The sequence below is a fragment of the Embleya sp. NPDC056575 genome (assembly GCF_042793325.1).
Taxonomy (GTDB): Bacteria; Actinomycetota; Actinomycetes; order Streptomycetales; family Streptomycetaceae; genus Embleya.
On record NZ_JBHTVA010000010.1, the window covers coordinates 8300 to 24162 of the forward strand.

The window sequence follows — 15863 nt, forward strand, 5'->3', positions numbered from 1 at the left end:
CCCCGGGGGGGTTTCCTGGGCCCCTACTTTTTTCCGGGGGCCCCGCGCGCGGGGCGGGGGGGCCGCGCCCCCCCCCCCGCGTCCGCGTATGTCGACGTCGGCGGGACGCGCCGGTGTCCGCGACGTAGGCGTCGACGAACAGGAGTTGCCGGTTCCCGTTGCACTTCGACGATCGATTCGACGCTCCGGCCGGTGGGGGCGCGTCCGCCGGCCGGCGGGTGGCCCGCGGTCACAACGGCGGTCGTTCGTTCGGGATTTGCTCGCGCCCGCGTGGGCGGCGCGTGCGGGGGCGCGCACCCGTGTGGTGATCTGTGTGCGCTTCGTACGCCCTACCGGAGTCGTCGAGTCGTCGTGATGATGAGCGAACCACAGGTGGCCCAGGCGACTCCGCATCGGCTCGTGACGAGCATGCGGGGCGGAAGGAGTCCGCGTTGTTGCTTCTCATCTCTCCCGACAGTGTCGAGGAAGCCCTGGATTGCGCGAAGGCGGCGGCACATCTGGACATCGTCGACGTCAAGAAGCCCGACGAGGGATCGCTCGGCGCGAACTACCCCTGGGTGATTCGGGAGATCCGCGAAGTGGTCCCGGCGGACAAGCCGGTTTCCGCCACGGTGGGCGACGTCCCGTACAAACCGGGGACCGTGGCCCAGGCCGCGTTGGGCGCGGTCGTCTCGGGGGCCGGCTACATCAAGGTCGGTCTGTACGGATGTACGACGCCCGAACAGGCCGTCGAGGTCATGCGAGGGGTCGTTCGGGCGGTGAAGGACTACCGCCCGGATGCGTTGGTCGTCGCCTCCGGCTATGCCGACGCCCATCGGATCGGGTGCGTGAATCCGCTCGCGATCCCCGACATCGCGCATCGCTCCGGCTCCGACGCGGCCATGCTCGACACCGCGATCAAGGACGGGACACGGCTGTTCGACCACGTCTCCCCCGACGCCTGTGCGGAGTTCGTCCGGTTGGCCCACCAGGCCGATCTGCTCGCCGCCCTCGCGGGCAGCATCAAGGTCCGCGACCTCCGCGAACTCACCGCCATGCATACGGACATCGTGGGCGTGCGCGGGGCGGTCTGTGCGGGCGGTGACCGCGACAGGGGGCGGATCGAGGCGCGATTGGTGGCCGACTTCCGCGCGGAGATGGATCGGCATGCCCGGGCGCACACCACCGGTACGGGCTGAGCGCCGTCGTGACGATCGAGGTATCGACGCAGCCGCTGGGGTCGGTCGTCCCGTCCGTTCTGCCCGAGCACGTCCCGACGGTGGTCACGGGCCGCGAGCCGCTCGGCGCGTGCCTCGCGTCCCACGCGGGAATCCGACACGTGACGTTCACCGGTTCGGTTCCCACCGGACGGGCCGTCGCACGCGGTGCGGGCGCGTCGTTGGCGCGCGTGACCCTGTTGTCGGGCGGCAACGACGCCGTCGTGCTGCTCGACGACGTGGATGTGGACGGCATCGCGGATCGGCTGTTCCGGGCCGCGTTTCGCGAGCCAGCGCGGGTCGAGCGGTACACCGCGCGGGCGCCGGCCAATGGCGCGCGAGCGGCGGCGGGCGGTCTGCGGCTCGGCCGTCCGTGGAGGCTGTACGGGAACCTCGGACCGTTCGTGGTGCACCGCCCCGAGTCGGGCGCGGAGCCGGCGACCGAGCAATTACGGGACCGGGAGCCGGACGGGCGCCGACCGGACGCGGATCCGCCGTCGAGGGAGCGGCCGTGAGATTCGACGCCGCGGTACTGCGCTCCTACGACGGCCGGTTCGTCGTCGAGACGGTGAATCTGGACGGCGGTCCGGGACCCGGTGAGGTGCTGGTCGAGATCGCGGGCTGCGGAATGTGCCGGACCGATCTCGCGGTGCGGCACTCCGCCGGCCGTTCACCGCTCCCGGCCGTGCTCGGCCACGAAGGGGCGGGAGTCGTGCTGGAGACGGGCGGCCCGGATACCGGAACGCAGGTCGGCGACCATGTCGTGCTGAGCTTCGACTCCTGCGGGCACTGCCGGAGTTGCCTGGGCGCGTCCCCGGCCTACTGCGACTCCTTCGCCTCACTCAACCTCTACGGCGGCCGATCACACCACGCGGCCCGCTTCACCGACGCGGCCGGGGAGCGGTTGGCGCCGCGATGGTTCGGCCAGTCCGCGTTCGCCGCCTACGCGATGGTCTCGGCCCGAAACGCGGTCGGGGTCGACCAGACCCTGCCCATCGAACTGCTCGGACCGCTCGGCTGCGGATTCCTCACCGGCGCCGGCGCGGTGCTGAACTCGTTCGGGATCGGCCCCGGCGACACCCTCGCGGTCTTCGGCGCGGGAGCGGTGGGCCTGGCCGCGACCATGGCGGCCGTCGCCGCCGGAGCGTTGGTCGTGGCGGTCGATCGTCGTCGCGAACGGCTGGGACTGGCCGAGCGGTTCGGCGCGATCGCGTTGCCCGCCGCGACAACCGGACTGGCCGATCGCATCCGACGACTGACCGACGGCGGCGCCCGCTACGCGCTGGACACCACGGGCTCCGCGCGTTTGATCAACGACGCGTTGGAGGCACTGCGCCCCACCGGCCGGCTCGGCTTGGTGGCCCGCCTGCACACCGCGTTGTCGCTCGCGCCGGGATCACTCGACCGTGGCCGAGGGATCGTCCACATCTGCGAGGGCGACGCGGTCCCCGCACTGCTGATTCCTCGCCTGACGGCGCTGTGGCGGGCCGGACTGTTCCCCTTCGACCAGCTGATCCGCACCTACCCGCTCGCCGACATCAACGACGCCGAACGGGACTGCGACGCGGGCCTGGTGGTGAAACCCGTCCTGATCCCGTAGGGCGCGGGCGAGCGGGGATCGACCCACGGTCGGGCGAGGACGAACGAACCGCTCATCGTGCGGGCTTGCTCGCGAACACCCAGCGATTGCCCGCCAGCGCGTCGTTGTGTTCGGGCAACGGACCGCGCCCGTGCCGACGGGTGAAGTCGAACGGGGTGTGGATCGTGGTGGACCAGCCCTTGCCGGCCAACTCGCCCGCGGAATCGGGTCGCGCGCCGTGGGCGAACAGCGCGAGCAGGTCGATGCCGATCTGATGCTTCGTCGAGGTGTAGATCGGACTGTCCCGGTACTCCCACAGATCCTTCTCCAGCTTGACCTCGAACGCGAATGCGCTGCCTCCGGTACTCAATCGATCCACCGTGTCGATGAGATACGTCTCGGCGGGGCGGGGCAGGTAGAACAACAGCCCTTCGGCCAGCCAGACGCTGGGAGCGCCCGGCCGGAACCCGGCATCGGTCAACGCACCGACCCAGTCACCGCGCAGATCGATCGGGATCGGTACACGGGCCGACTTCGGCACGGCGGACAAACCGTCGAGCACGTCGTGCTTGAACGCCAGTACGCCCTCCCGGTCGACCTCGAAGATCACACAGTCGGACGGCCATTCGAGGCGAAACGCCCGAGCATCCAACCCCGCCCCGAGCAGCACCACCTGGCGCGCTCCGGCACGCACCGACCGAAGGAGGAAGTCGTCCAGGACCCGCGTCCGCAGACCGAAGTAGCGTGCGAAGCGCCCCCACAGGGGGTTCTCGTCCCCATCTGGGACCTGCTCCATGCGCACCGGCCATCCGGCGGACGTCGGGGCGGCCCGCACGAAGTGCTCCGCGTAGACGTCCCGCGCCAGGCTGTCGCGGCGTCGGGTCTCGATCGCCCGCGCCGCGGCGACCATCAGGGCGGTCAGCCCGACGCCTCCTCCCACACCCTCCGCGTGGACGTCCCGACGCGCAGCGCCGACCATGAGTCCCCCTGAGACGAGCCGTGACCGCGAATGACGAGGACGACGGCCCCGAGCCACCGACGCCGAACCGGAACCGGAACCGGAGAAGAGGCAACCGAATCCGAGCCGCGCCGAACCGCATCCGAGCACGGAGGCGGACGTCGTCTTCCCATCCACCATCGCGCCACGCTCCCGCAGCCGCGCCGGAATCGCCCCGATTCCCCCGTTGGAGTGAATTCGGGCGTGGCCCGACACCGAGCCCTCGGTCGAAATCGCACCATGCGCCCAGGACGATCCACCACCCACACACCGCTCCTCGCCCGGCCTCCGGATCCGCACAGCACTCGATCGGCGGATGGCGCAAAGCCGCGCTCCGGAACCACAGTTCCCGAAGAGCCCGCACCGTAGCGGACGGGCCGCCTTCGGAGGGATGAGGCAGTGGAATCGCATATGAACGTCGACCCGATTCGACCCCACCCCGGTCGACACGTGCCGGGACATCGCCTGCCGGCCGTACTGCTCGCCGGCCTCGCACTGGCCGTGTCGACCGCTGCGGGAACGTGGGCGTCGCCCGCCGCAGCCGCCGCGCCGTCGGTCGCCCCCGCGATCCGAGCCGGCATCTGTGACCCGGGCCACGTCTGCATCTACAAGGGCGACATCTGGGACGACACCCCCAATCACCCCAAGGTGTACGACTTCTACCGCTACGGCACCTACAACGTGGCCGGCCTCGTCGGCGACTACACCGTGTTGAACTGCCAGACCGGCGGCGCGGGAGTCAAGGGGTATACCGGTCGCGACGGCACCGGCAAGGTCGACTGGAACCTCGACGTCAACAACTGCAACTCCGGCCTGTGGACCAGCCTCACCAAGACCAACTCCGTACGCTTGTACGCCTGAACACCCACCCATCCCCGCGGGCGCGACCGGCGAAGCCGACCGTGCCGCGCGCGTCGGCCCGGGGCGTCGCCTATCGGCCTCAAGCGGCCCGGAGGTAGGCGACGCCCTGGAGCACGTCGCTGGAGTACGCCACATCGGTGAGACCGAATCGGTCCGAGATGGCGGGGCGCGACAGCGGCAGGTCGACGCCGCCGCGGTGGGTCGTAGCGCCGGCGCGGTGGCGCCCGCGGGCGATGCTTCTTTTCCGACAATGGCTGAAAACGATGAAGATCGCGCCTCCCGTCGACAACGCGGGTTATTTCTCGCCTCTACTTTCTCTCGGGTTGCGAGCGGGCGGTAATCGATCAATCGGATTCTTCGCCCCGTACGAACCGACGGGGATCGAGGAAATGGATCCGACCAGGCCTGATCAAACCCGGGTCAAGTCCGGGCACAACACGGCGGCCGCGCCGCGGCGGCGGCGTCCGCACCCACACCCTCACCGTCCCGGGCACGCGTCGTGATCGCCGAAGGCGTCGCACCGGGCGAGCCGTCGCGATGCCTTCCGGGAAAAGCGGAATGGTCGACGGGATGTCCATTCACCACGCGAAGGAATTTATTTCGATCCGGACCTCTCGATCCGATTGGCTCGGGTCGAGTCGGGTAGCGATCCGGCGAACGTTTCCATCGGCTCGTGAATCCCCACACATCCGACCGGCGGGCTCGTTCGATTTCGAGATCTTCGACAGCGGGACACGAATGGTCCCGGGCGAGTGCGATCGGGAGCCGCACGGCCCGGCCGTCCCACGACGGTGGGACGACGCATCGCTGTCGCGGCGGGCAACGCGGCCACCGATCCCCTTCGGGCCGAGACGCGTACGAACCCTCCCCCGCCCGGTCGTGCGGCGGCGTCGAACACGGCGCGAGGGCACGCAGGCGCTGCCCCCGGCGATCGAAGCCGGGACGTGACCCGGGCGACACACGGACCCGTATCCGAGAGGTCTCGACGGCCCTGTCCCACGACACCGAGAAAGGAACATCGTGAAAGCCCAGGAACTGATCGCGAGTATGCGACCCGACGTGGAGCGCTGCATCGCCGACAACGAGACCGTGACGCGCGTACGCGCCCGGGATGCCGACCGGGACCTGCTGCGCCGACTGGTCATCGCGGAGTTCAACTGCCAGGAGTCCGAACTGGTCACCTATGGACTGCTGGTCGCCCGACACCACGACGAGACGTCCCTCGACCTGTTCTCCCTCACCATCCGCACGGTGACCGAGGCACGCAAACTGCTGAACGAGGCGGCCCGATCGGTGGATCTGGGACCGCAGGACCTGACCCTCGCGGGCGAAGGGCGCCTGGGGCGCGCCGTGAGCAGCCTGGTCGCACCGGGCCTGCTCGGCACGCCCGGAGCGGTGGCGCTCTACCTCCACAGCGATCTCGTCGTGTGGTGCGCCCTGTTCGATCGGATCGCGTCCGCGGCGCGCGAGGCGAACAATGTGCCGAAGCCGCTCATCGAGTACTTGGAGTCGTGGGGAAGCGAACCGTCCGCGGAGTTCGTCGACAACACCGTCAAGGTGATCTCCCACAGCCTGGCACATGGTGAGGATCCGGCACGGATGCTCGCCTCGAGCCGGCAACTGGAGTCGATCGTCTCGGACTACTGGGGCTTCGTGAACCACGGCGGCTAGCGCAGGGGGAACATCGCCCTCACCATCGTGCCGCCGGGCGCGGGGCGGCGTCCGGCGGCACGGCCTCCCCGCCCGATCGCGGATCGCCGGCCCCGGCGCGGCGCCGCCCAACGGCACCTCACCCACCGTGCGAAGGAGAACCCCCGTTATGCCCACCGTCCGCGACGCCGTGCTCGACGCGTTACGCCTGCATGGGATGAACACATTGTTCGGCAACCCCGGAAGTACCGAGATCCCGTTCCTCGCCGACCTGCCTTCGGATTTCTCCTACATCCTGGGCCTGAACGAGGTCGTCGCCGCTTCGATGGCCGACGGTCACGCGCGAGCCACCGGTCGGCCCACGCTGGTGAGTCTGCACAGCACGGTGGGCCTGGGCAACGCGATGGGCGCGCTCGTCAACGCCCAGCACGCGCACAGCCCCGTCGTCGCCCTGGTGGGTCAACAGACACGCGCGCTCGTACACTCGCGCGCGGTTCTGACCAACGAACACCCCCACGTCCTGCCGCTGGGCACGGTCAAGTTCGCCGCCGAGCCGGTCCGCGCCGCCCGGGTGCCCGCGGTCCTGAGTCAGGCCATCCACCTGGCCCGACTGTCGCCCGCGGGCCCGGTGTGTGTTTCGGTACCCATGGACGACTGGCACCGGGAGTGCGATCCGCTCGATATCCGGTACACCCTGCCGCGGCACGTCTTCGCCGACAGCGTCCTGAATCCCTCGGCGTTCGCGCGGCTCCTCGATCGGGTGCGCGCGGCGCGCAACCCGGCACTGGTCGTGGGCCCCGCGCTGGACACGGAGGAGGGCTATCGCCACACAACCGCGCTCGCGGAGCGGCTCGGCGCCCCGGTGTGGATCGACTGGCTGCCCGACCGCTGCGGCTTCCCCACCGGCCACCCCGCGTTCCGCGGCACGCTGGGCCCCGACGCGCCTTCCACCGCCGCCCTGTTCACCGGACACGACCTGGTCGTGGCGCTGGGCTGCCGGGTGTTCCGCTACTTCGCCGACGCCCCGGCTCCGCACCTGCCCGCCGGGACCGAACTGGTCTCGGTCACCGCCGATCCCCAGGACGCGGCCACCGCCGTCGTCGGCGACTGCTATCTCGGCGCACCCGCCGCCGCGGCCGAACTCCTGGCCTCCGCGCTGCCGGCCACCGCCCGCGCCGCTCCCGGCCGCCGTGTCCTTCCACCGGCGTACACCGACGCGGCCCCGCGACTCCTCACCGCCGACGAGGTGTTCACGACCCTGGCCGAGGTCGTGCCCCCGGAGAGCGTCATCGTCAACGAGGCGTATCGCCAACAGGAGCACTTCTGGGCCCGCGTGCCCGTGGAGCGCCCCGGCGGATACCACCTCGCGGGAGCCGGTGGCCTGGGCTTCGGCATGGCCGGAGCGGTCGGGGTGCAACTGGCCCAGCCTCGGCGACCGGTGATCGCGATCCTGGGTGACGGTGCCATCCAGTACACCGTCCAGGCCCTGTGGAGCGCGGTCCATCACAGGGCTCCGGTCACCGTCGTGGTCCTGAACAACGGGCAATACGCCATCCTCCACGACGTGGAGACCCGGGTGGGTGCGGGTCCGGTACCCGGCCTGCGCCTGCCCGGTCTCGACCCGATCGCCATCGCACGCGGATACGGCGTCACCGCCACCCGGGTCCACACCACGCGTGAACTGCGCGCCGCGCTGACCTCGGCCGTCGAATCCCCCGAACCGCACCTGATCGACGTCGCCTTCGTCGACGATCCGACCCCCGACCCGCCGCGACGAACGGGGGGATGATCAAGACCGTTCGACCGGTCCCAACGGCCTCGGCCCCTCGACCTGCCGGCCGGCACTACCACTCGCCGCCGCCCTGCCGCACGTCCACGGATCTCCCGACGGTGCATGCCCCGACCGCGTCGATCGGCGAGATCGCCGCGTGCCTCCGCTCGCGCCGGCCCCTACGGCCAGACGACTGCGCCGTCACGCACCACCAGCGGCTCGGCCTGCCGCGATTCATGGAACCGGGTCCACCCCAGATCGACACCGCCGTCGAAGCGGAGATGACGATCACCGGCCCTTGCCGCCAGCCAACCGAGCAACTCGCCCAGGAGATCGAACTCGTCCGGGTGGATCTCCTGCCGACTGGTCAGGGCCCACCTTCCGTCCCGCCGCCGAAGCAGAACCGACACCAGCGCACCGCCTGCCTTGTCCGCCTCACCGTGACGGCTCAGCAAAGGTTCGGGCCGGTCCTCGACGACAGGCGCGCCGTCATCGCCCTCGTACACGAACGGAAACCCGGTCACGATGTGCAGCATCTCCGGCTTCGGACCGAGCCCCAAGTGCCATCGCAATTCGGTGAGTTCGTCCTCGGACAGTTCATCGCGCAGGTCCACGGCGAGCACGAGCTCGAAAATGTCGGCCATGCACGCACACGCTAGCGTCCGTGTGCGGCCCGGCGCGTACCAGCTCGCGCACGCAATCCCCGTGTTCCGACCCGTGCTCCGCGGGCGGGAGGACCACGGCGTGCACGTGTCGTGGACGTCACCGTCCATCCGCCCCGGCTCGCGGTGGTGTACTCGCGCGTGCTCACCCGTCATGCCCCGGGACACCTCGCCGACGAATTCGCCGGGTCGCCGCACTGGCCATGGCCGCACCGCCGGTCCCTCCCACCGGGTGGCACGCACCCCCGAGGACGTGGACGCCTGCCCCTCGTCGTGACAGGACGTCGTGGTCAAGCCGCACCACGACCACGCGTCGGTCGACATCCTGCGTCTGCGGGCGGCAGGCCCCGACAGCCCGCACCCCGGCGGCTCGGCACCCGAACGGGCATTCTCGTCCGGCACCTGTCGAACGTGGTGTGAAGGATCCGGTCGTGTGGTTTGGGTCGGTGCGCGTGCCGGTACGGAGGCTGTACGCACTGCCACGAACACGGGAGAGACCTGCCGATGGGCACTTCGGAACGCTACATGCGCGCGTGGGAGGGGTTCTGGGCCGAGAACACGGGCGAGCCGGGTGCGGCGTTCTGGGACGCGGACGCGGCGCTGACGGCGGCTCCGCACACCGAGTTGCTCGCGGCCCACGTCGATCCGACGCTGCCGATCGTCGACCTCGGCTGCGGCAACGGCACCCAAACCCGGTACCTGGCCGGGCGGTTCCCTCGCGCGGTGGGCGTGGACCTGTCCCCCTCGGCCGTGGCACACGCCCGACGCGCGGACGGCGACGCGGTGGCCGAGTTCGAACAACTGGATCTCACCGACCTGGCAGGGGTGCGGGGGCTCGGCGACCGGCTCGGCGAGGCGAACGTCTACCTGCGGGCCGTGCTCCACCAGAGCGATCCGGCCGACCGGGCACCCGTCGCCGCCGCCGTCGCCGTGCTGCTCGGTAGGCGCGGACGGGGCTTCGTGATCGAGCCGACCGCCGCCGCGAAGGAGGTGCTCCGGCAGGTCGCCGAACGGCCCGGTGGGCCACCGGAGAAGCTGCGCCAGGTCCGCAAGCACAACCTGCGCCCGGCCGAGGTCGCGCCGGGGGAATTGCCCGACCTACTGCACGGCGCCGGACTGGAGATCCTCGACCGGGGCCGGACCGACCTCGTGATGAGCGAGCGCCATCCGGACCTCAGCCCCGTCGCGCTTCCCGCCGACTGGTTCGTGGTCGCCTTGAGCGAGGACGGCCGACCGGTCGGCTGAACGAGAGCCGGCGGCGGTCGGAGCGGGCGCACCCCGGGCGGTCGAAGGCCACCACCCGTACGCCGGCACGGTTCGGCCCCTGCCATCCGCCGGGACCCCATTCCCGCATCAGCAGCCTGCCGCCACGACCGATGTCGCCGCGTCGTTCGCGGCACGGCGGCACGGGGCGGGCAGTGGATGCGGACTCGGGGGTCTCGGCTGCCGCGCTCACCGGTTCGCCACCTGGAGCTCGGGCGCGAGCGAGGAGAGGAACCGCGGCTCCCCGTCGGTGAACACGACCGTGTCGACGAGCGGGCCTCGTCTCCGCCCCCCGCGGGTGCGCGAGACGCGGCGCGCGCGGCCGAACGGCGCCCGTGCGGCGTGTACGGGTCAGCTTCGAGGCTGCCGGGTGGGCACCGCCTCCGGAGGCGGTTCGCACCCCGGTTCGAGCCGGACCTCGCGCCCCCGCCAGCGCCGACGGAGCCAACGGTCGTGGCAGGCCACCACGATCGCCCCCGGCCCACTGCCCAGGGCGGCCTCCAGTTCGTCGCACAGACGGGGGGAGAGATGGTTGGTGGGCTCGTCGAGCAACAGCAGTTGGGGCGGGCGGGCCACCAGGAGGGCAAGGGCGAGCCGGCGCCGTTGCCCCACCGACAACTCGCCGACCGGTTTGCCCAGGTCCGAGGCGTGCATCAGACCGAGTGTGTCCAGCGGCACCCGCTCGGCCCGCGCCGCGCCCAGCGACAGCTCGTAAGTGTCGCGGACGGTGCGTTCGGGTCGTTCGAAATCGGTGTCCTGGGTGAGCAGTCCCACCGTCAACCCGGGACGCTCGCGCACCTCGCCCACGGCCGTGAGGCGTCCGGCGAGCACGGCGAGCAGCGTGGACTTGCCGACCCCGTTGCCGCCGGTGATCAGCAGTCGGTCGGTCGCCGACACCTCCAGGTCGATCGGGGCGAGCCGGCCAGGCACCCCCGCCCGCCGCAGGGACACCAGCGGCCGCGGGCTCTGCGTCGCCGGCGCCGCGAGGTGGGCGGCGAAGCGCAGGGGGCGCGGCGGCTCGGCGACCCGGTCGCGCTCCAGTTCCGCCAGCCGCCGGGTGGCGTTGCGCACCCGCCGGGAGATTTGATTCTGCACCCGACCCGCGCGGCGACCGTAGCCCATTTTCTCGTTGTCGGTGGGCCCGCGGTCCGGTGCCACGCGGTGCGCGGTCACGCCCGCCGACCGGCGCAGGTCCGCCAACTCCTCCTGCTCCTCGGCGTAGCGCCGCTCCCAGCGCGCCCGTTCGGCGTGCTTCTCGGCCAGATAGGCGCGGTAGTTGCCTCCGTAGCGGACGGGGCCGTCCAACGCGGGGTCGAGGTCGATCAGGTCGGTACAGACGGCGTCCAGGAACGCCCGGTCGTGGGTGGCGATCACCACGGTCCCGGACAGGCCGCGAACCTGCCCCTCGAGGAAGGCCGCGGCATCGTCGTCGAGATGGTTGGTCGGCTCGTCCAACAGCAGTGCGGATGGCCGCCGTACGAGCAGCGCGGCCAGAGCCAATCGGGCGCGCTGCCCGCCGGAGAGCGAGCCGAGCCTGCGGTCGGGCGTGAGGGCGCCCAGGCCCAGGCCCGCCAACATCAGTGCGGCGCGGCGGTCGGCGTCCCAGGACTCCCGATCGCGAGCCTGCTCCAGCCGCTTCCCGTAGGCGTCCAGGAGAGTGTGCCTGCTCGCATCGTCCTCCGCGACGCGGGCCAACTCCTCGCCCAGTCGGTCCAGTTCGGTGAGGTCCTCGCGGGCTTCGCGCAGCGCCTCGTCCAGCACCGCGGCCGGGGTGGAGTCTGCGTCGAAGGGCATCTCCTGCCGGAGGTAGCCGAGATCGCCGGGGCGGGTGACGGTCCCCGAGTCGGCTTCGTCCACACCTGCGAGCACCCGCAGCAGGGTGGACTTGCCGACGCCGTTCTCCCCGATCAGGCCGATGCGCCGGCCCGGGGAGGCGGTGAGGGAGACGCCGTCCAGGACGCGTCGGCCGCCCAGGGAGAGGACGAGGTCGTGGGCGAGCAGAGCGGGCTGAGGCATGATCGTCCGTCCGATGTCGTCGGTGGTCGACCCGCCGGGCATGGCGCCTCCGGCGCGCAAGCGACCTCGGAGACGGGAGTGCGGAGCCTGAACTCCGCCCGGCAGGTGCGGGAAACGGGGTACGACGAAAGCGGCCACGTCGGCGGCGCCTCTGGGGCGCCGGCCGGAGGCCGTCACATCCGGATCTCAGCCGGAGATGTCGTCTTCGCCCGCCACGTCTGCAACTCCTCGATGCCTCGAATGCCGATCGCCGGCAGCCTAGCAGCCCACGCCCCCGCTCGATCCGACCGGACACGAACACGCCCTGCCGAGGTACTACCGGTGTACCGCGCCTGGTTGTAGCGGTGGACGCGGGGCGCGGACGGTGTGGTGGATCTGCCGGCCGCGCCACATGCCCGGGAGCATCCACACAGCGGTCCCCAGGGACATCAGCACGGTGATGGTGCGGCGTGCTCGGGTGCCCGGGTGTCCGTGGCGAGGAGCCGCCGGAGTGCCGTCGGGGTGTGGCCGAGATATTGGCGCATGGTTCGGCAGAGGTGGGCCTGGTCGGAAAAGCCCAGGTCGGCGGCGAGGGTGGCGAGGCTTTCCTCACCGGCGTCCAGACGGTCGAGGGCGCGGCCGACACGGACCCGGTTGCGATAGCGGGTCAGGGACACCCCCAGTTCGCGGGTGAAGGCGCGGCTCAGCCGGTAGGGCGAGGCGCCGAGGAGTTCCGCGAGTGGCAGCAGTCCTTCGGAAGCGGGGTGGGCCTCGCCGATCGCCCGCCGGGCCGCGGCGACGAGCGGCCCCTCGTCCCGGCCGGGGCGCGCGCCGGGCGGGACGGCTCCGTCGACGGCCTGTCCGACGGTGGCGGCGAGCAGTGCGAGAAGTTCCTCCGTCACGGCGTGGTCCACGTCGCCGGTGTGGGCGGAGGCGAGGACGCGGCGGTGGGCCAGGTCGAGGCGGGCGTCCACGTACACGCTCTGCCGCGCCGGGCGGGCGTCCTCACCGGCCAGGGCCCGCCACAGCGTGGGCGTCAGGCTGATCGAGGTGCACTCGTCGCCTCCTTCGGCCGGGTGTGCGAATCGTTCCTCCTCGCCCGGTACGCCGAGATACGCCACGGTCGGGTCGACCTCGGCCGGGATGCCGGCCGCCTGCCTCCGGAACCGGCCGCGCCGCACGAGCACCACCCGGTAGTCCGCACGCACCTCCGTCTGTGACCAGCGGGTGTGGTCGTCCCGGCAACTGACGGTGGTGACGCGGAAGTCGGGCCGAGTGGCGAGGACCGTGGTGGTGAGCACTGTCGAACGCTACGTCGCAGGTCCGACAGTCGTCCCGCGCAAGGATCTTCAAGACCGGGAACGGGCGTGCCAGGCAAGCTCGGCAATGTCGTACTCGACGCCGCACCACACTCTAGGAGTCACCATCATGTCCGTTCTTGCGCAGATCAGCACCGTAGTCATCGATTGTGGTGACCCGGTTCGGCTCGCCGAGTTCTACAGCAGGGTCACCGGTTGGGAAATCACCCACAGCGGGGAGGACTTCGCCTCCCTGGCCAACGGGGACCACCCCGGCCTGGCGTTCGTACGCGTCGAGGGCCACCGGGCCCCCGACTGGCCCCACGACGCCAAGCACGCCCACCTCGACCTCACGGTCGTCGACCTGGAAGAGGCGACCGACCGGATCCTCGCCCTCGGAGCGTCGAAGCCCGCGTTCCAACCCGGCAAGGACCAGTGGATCGTCCTCACCGACCCGGAGGGGCATCCGTTCTGCCTGGCCACCGGTTCCTGACAGGTCCCCCCACAGGAGAAGCCCACATGGCTCACGACGATACGGCCCGCCGGGTGGCCTACGCGGTGATCGGAGGCTCGATGGCGCCGAAGCACCATCATGCCTCGATGCAGGTCCTCGCCGGGGCCATGGGCGAGATGGCCGAGCAGGACGTGCGCGTCATTCGGCGTTGAAGGCCGCCCCGGTCCCGACGCGCGGGTAGAGCCCTCGCGCCGGGGGCCGGACCGAGGGGGTCTCGGTCCGGCCCCCGGCATTGCGACCACGGGTCGCGCCGATAGTGGGCAGTCTCGTACGAACGAGGTTTCCGCCGCGCGTACTTGGACCGCCCTGGCGAAGTCGGTGACGCCGCAGGTGGGCCCACCGCGAGGCGTCCGCCCGGGAACTGCACCACCGCGGCGTCGTAGGTGTGGCCGATGGTGACCACAAGGTACCCGTGGCTGCCCATGCCCTCGACCACGCCGGTGCCGAACGCGCGGGTGGCGTTGACGCCGGGCGAGTACAGCGCCACCACCGGCACGGCGATCGCGCCTTGGGTTCGCCGCGCCGGCTCCTGGACATGCCGCAGCGGGACCGGTGTGGGCAGGGGTCCCATCGTGGCCCCGAGCCGTGTCGTCCTTGCCGAGCGGGCGTTGTCACTCGATCGGGTCGACCTTCGGGGATACGAAGCGCGCCGCCACGGATCGGCAGGAAGATCGTCCTCGGGCCGGTCCACGGCTCGTCGGAGCGCCGGATCCGTCCCGGCGCGACGTCACCGTCACTGCCGGGCCGTGTGTGCCGGGCTTCGTATGGAGGACAACCGTGATCTCGAACGTCAAGAAGGCCGTCGGCTCCCTGGCCATGGCGCTCGCCGCGGCGGCGTCGTTCACCGTCGCCGGACCGACCGGCACCGCCTTCGCCATCGACCACGTCGAATGCGTCGGCGGCGAGAACTTCCTGAAACTCTGGTCCCACCTCGACGGCCGGGAAAGCGTCGACTGCTACGCGAACGCCGGCAGGACCGACTTCGGCGGATGGTGGGTCGACCGGATCTCGACCGGCAACAACGACCTGATCTACTACGACGTCAACGGCGACTCGGTGAGGATCAACAGGTGGACCGACATCACCTTCCCCAACCGTCCCCCGCGCGTGAAGTCCATCCAGATCCTTTGAGCGCCTCGCGCGCGCCGAGACGCCGACGGAGTTCGACCACGAGGTCACGCGCCGGCTCGTGGCGAGGCTTCGCGACGGCGCCGACAGGCCGTCAACCGTGCGACCCACGCGTCGTCCGGGCACGGGCCGGCTCGCAGGTGCGGATGCCGTCGACCTGTTGAAGAACCTCGCCGAACGGATCGGCGCGACATCCGTATACCCGGCCTCGTCCCGTCCCCGACCGGCACCGCGGTGCCGGTCGGGGACGCGGAACAGGATGATGGTCCGGCGGTGTCCACCCGAGCGTCGTGCCTCTCGACGCGCCATGTGACACCCACGGCTTGGCCGACCGGGTGGTCGCCGGTCCGGCTCAAGCCGCGGAGCCCGGCACTCCCGCGTAGCCGGGCGGCCCAACGCCGTTGATCGCGCGCCCGACCAGCTCGGTGAACCACTCGCCGGCGAAATCGGGGACGCGGATCGCGTCGAACTCCGGTATCGGAGTGGTGTCGGGGCGGGCATGAACCGGGCCAGGCCCTGCACCCATCGGGTCGCCGAGCGGCCGTCGGCGGCGACGGCCACGGCGAACAGGCAGCCCCACGGGCCGGATTGCCGCGAACCGTTCACTCCTTCGCCTCGGTTCGGTCATCATGACGCCTGGACCGCGCACGGCGGAATCAGCCGCTGGGACCACGGCATCACTCTCACCGAACACGAGCAATACGTGTGGGAAGGCAACCCCGACACCGGCCGCCGCTTCCACCTCCCCGGCCCGGTACCCACACACGCCTGAACCGCCACACCACGACCGGGGTAGACGAAGGGGCCAATCCCGTCGGCGGCAAACGCGGCGTCGTCTTCGTCTGCCACGATCGCTCGTGGGCGTGTGTTCGGTGGGCTGTCGGAGCGTCTCGGTCAGGGCCCGGTCGCGGGGTTGCGCCCGGTGTGCGGGCGCCCCGGACCGCATGTT

At 71.2% G+C, this 15863-nt stretch carries 13 protein-coding genes and 1 pseudogene; 10 read left to right on the forward strand and 4 right to left on the reverse strand.

All coding sequences use genetic code 11. The features are described from left to right. Positions 1–431: 431 nt before the first annotated feature. The 3 genes and pseudogenes from ACFRCG_RS09840 (at position 432) to ACFRCG_RS09850 (ending at position 2796) form a co-directional block, all read left to right on the forward strand. A complete protein-coding gene (locus ACFRCG_RS09840) occupies positions 432–1178 on the forward strand; it encodes a (5-formylfuran-3-yl)methyl phosphate synthase (RefSeq protein WP_380030280.1) in 747 nt (248 codons plus the stop codon). A 20-nt stretch (positions 1179–1198) separates the two neighbouring features. Next, positions 1199–1645 (forward strand): annotated as a pseudogene (locus ACFRCG_RS09845) (aldehyde dehydrogenase family protein); the annotation flags it as partial. A gap of 62 nt (positions 1646–1707) precedes the next feature. Continuing rightward, a complete protein-coding gene (locus ACFRCG_RS09850; protein ID WP_380030281.1) occupies positions 1708–2796 on the forward strand; it encodes an NAD(P)-dependent alcohol dehydrogenase in 1089 nt (362 codons plus the stop codon). Between the two features lie 52 nt (positions 2797–2848). Here ACFRCG_RS09850 and ACFRCG_RS09855 read toward each other — a convergent pair whose 3' ends face one another. Further along, positions 2849–3754 carry a class I SAM-dependent methyltransferase gene (locus ACFRCG_RS09855; protein WP_380030282.1) on the reverse strand — a complete coding sequence of 302 codons (906 nt, stop codon included), beginning with the start codon at positions 3752–3754 and terminating at the stop codon, positions 2849–2851. A gap of 468 nt (positions 3755–4222) precedes the next feature. Between ACFRCG_RS09855 and ACFRCG_RS09860 the strand changes: the two genes are divergently transcribed. From ACFRCG_RS09860 to mdlC, 3 genes are all read left to right on the forward strand, one after another. Beyond that, complete coding sequence (locus ACFRCG_RS09860; RefSeq protein ID WP_380030283.1) at positions 4223–4633, forward strand: hypothetical protein; 411 nt, start codon at positions 4223–4225, stop codon at positions 4631–4633. A 1020-nt stretch (positions 4634–5653) separates the two neighbouring features. Then, complete coding sequence (locus ACFRCG_RS09865) at positions 5654–6304, forward strand: hypothetical protein (RefSeq protein ID WP_380030285.1); 651 nt, start codon at positions 5654–5656, stop codon at positions 6302–6304. 148 nt (positions 6305–6452) lie between these two features. Next, the gene (gene mdlC / locus ACFRCG_RS09870) at positions 6453–8072 is read left to right on the forward strand and encodes a benzoylformate decarboxylase (RefSeq protein WP_380030286.1); all 1620 of its coding nucleotides are present in this window, start codon (positions 6453–6455) and stop codon (positions 8070–8072) included. A 161-nt stretch (positions 8073–8233) separates the two neighbouring features. On the opposite strand, the gene ACFRCG_RS09875 is transcribed toward mdlC, so the two are convergent. After that, complete coding sequence (locus ACFRCG_RS09875; RefSeq protein ID WP_380030287.1) at positions 8234–8698, reverse strand: hypothetical protein; 465 nt, start codon at positions 8696–8698, stop codon at positions 8234–8236. A gap of 522 nt (positions 8699–9220) precedes the next feature. On the opposite strand from ACFRCG_RS09875, the gene ACFRCG_RS09880 reads away from it, so the two are divergent. Beyond that, a complete protein-coding gene (locus ACFRCG_RS09880) occupies positions 9221–9961 on the forward strand; it encodes a class I SAM-dependent methyltransferase (RefSeq protein ID WP_380030288.1) in 741 nt (246 codons plus the stop codon). Between the two features lie 369 nt (positions 9962–10330). On the opposite strand, the gene ACFRCG_RS09885 is transcribed toward ACFRCG_RS09880, so the two are convergent. Together ACFRCG_RS09885 and ACFRCG_RS09890 are read right to left on the reverse strand one after the other, a co-directional pair. After that, on the reverse strand, positions 10331–11995 hold the full coding sequence (locus ACFRCG_RS09885) for an ABC-F family ATP-binding cassette domain-containing protein (RefSeq protein WP_380030289.1): 1665 nt from the start codon (positions 11993–11995) through the stop codon (positions 10331–10333). A 428-nt stretch (positions 11996–12423) separates the two neighbouring features. After that, positions 12424–13275, reverse strand: a complete 852-nt coding sequence (locus ACFRCG_RS09890) for a helix-turn-helix domain-containing protein (RefSeq protein WP_380030290.1) — start codon at positions 13273–13275, stop codon at positions 12424–12426. A gap of 127 nt (positions 13276–13402) precedes the next feature. Here ACFRCG_RS09890 and ACFRCG_RS09895 point away from each other — a divergent pair, with 127 nt between their 5' ends. From ACFRCG_RS09895 to ACFRCG_RS09905, 3 genes are all read left to right on the forward strand, one after another. Continuing rightward, positions 13403–13765 (forward strand): VOC family protein, encoded by a 363-nt coding sequence (locus ACFRCG_RS09895; protein ID WP_380030291.1) that lies wholly within the window; start codon positions 13403–13405, stop codon positions 13763–13765. A 26-nt stretch (positions 13766–13791) separates the two neighbouring features. Then, positions 13792–13938 (forward strand): hypothetical protein, encoded by a 147-nt coding sequence (locus ACFRCG_RS09900; RefSeq protein ID WP_380030292.1) that lies wholly within the window; start codon positions 13792–13794, stop codon positions 13936–13938. 664 nt (positions 13939–14602) lie between these two features. Next, positions 14603–14917 (forward strand): beta/gamma crystallin domain-containing protein, encoded by a 315-nt coding sequence (locus ACFRCG_RS09905; protein WP_380030466.1) that lies wholly within the window; start codon positions 14603–14605, stop codon positions 14915–14917. Positions 14918–15863 lie beyond the last annotated feature (946 nt).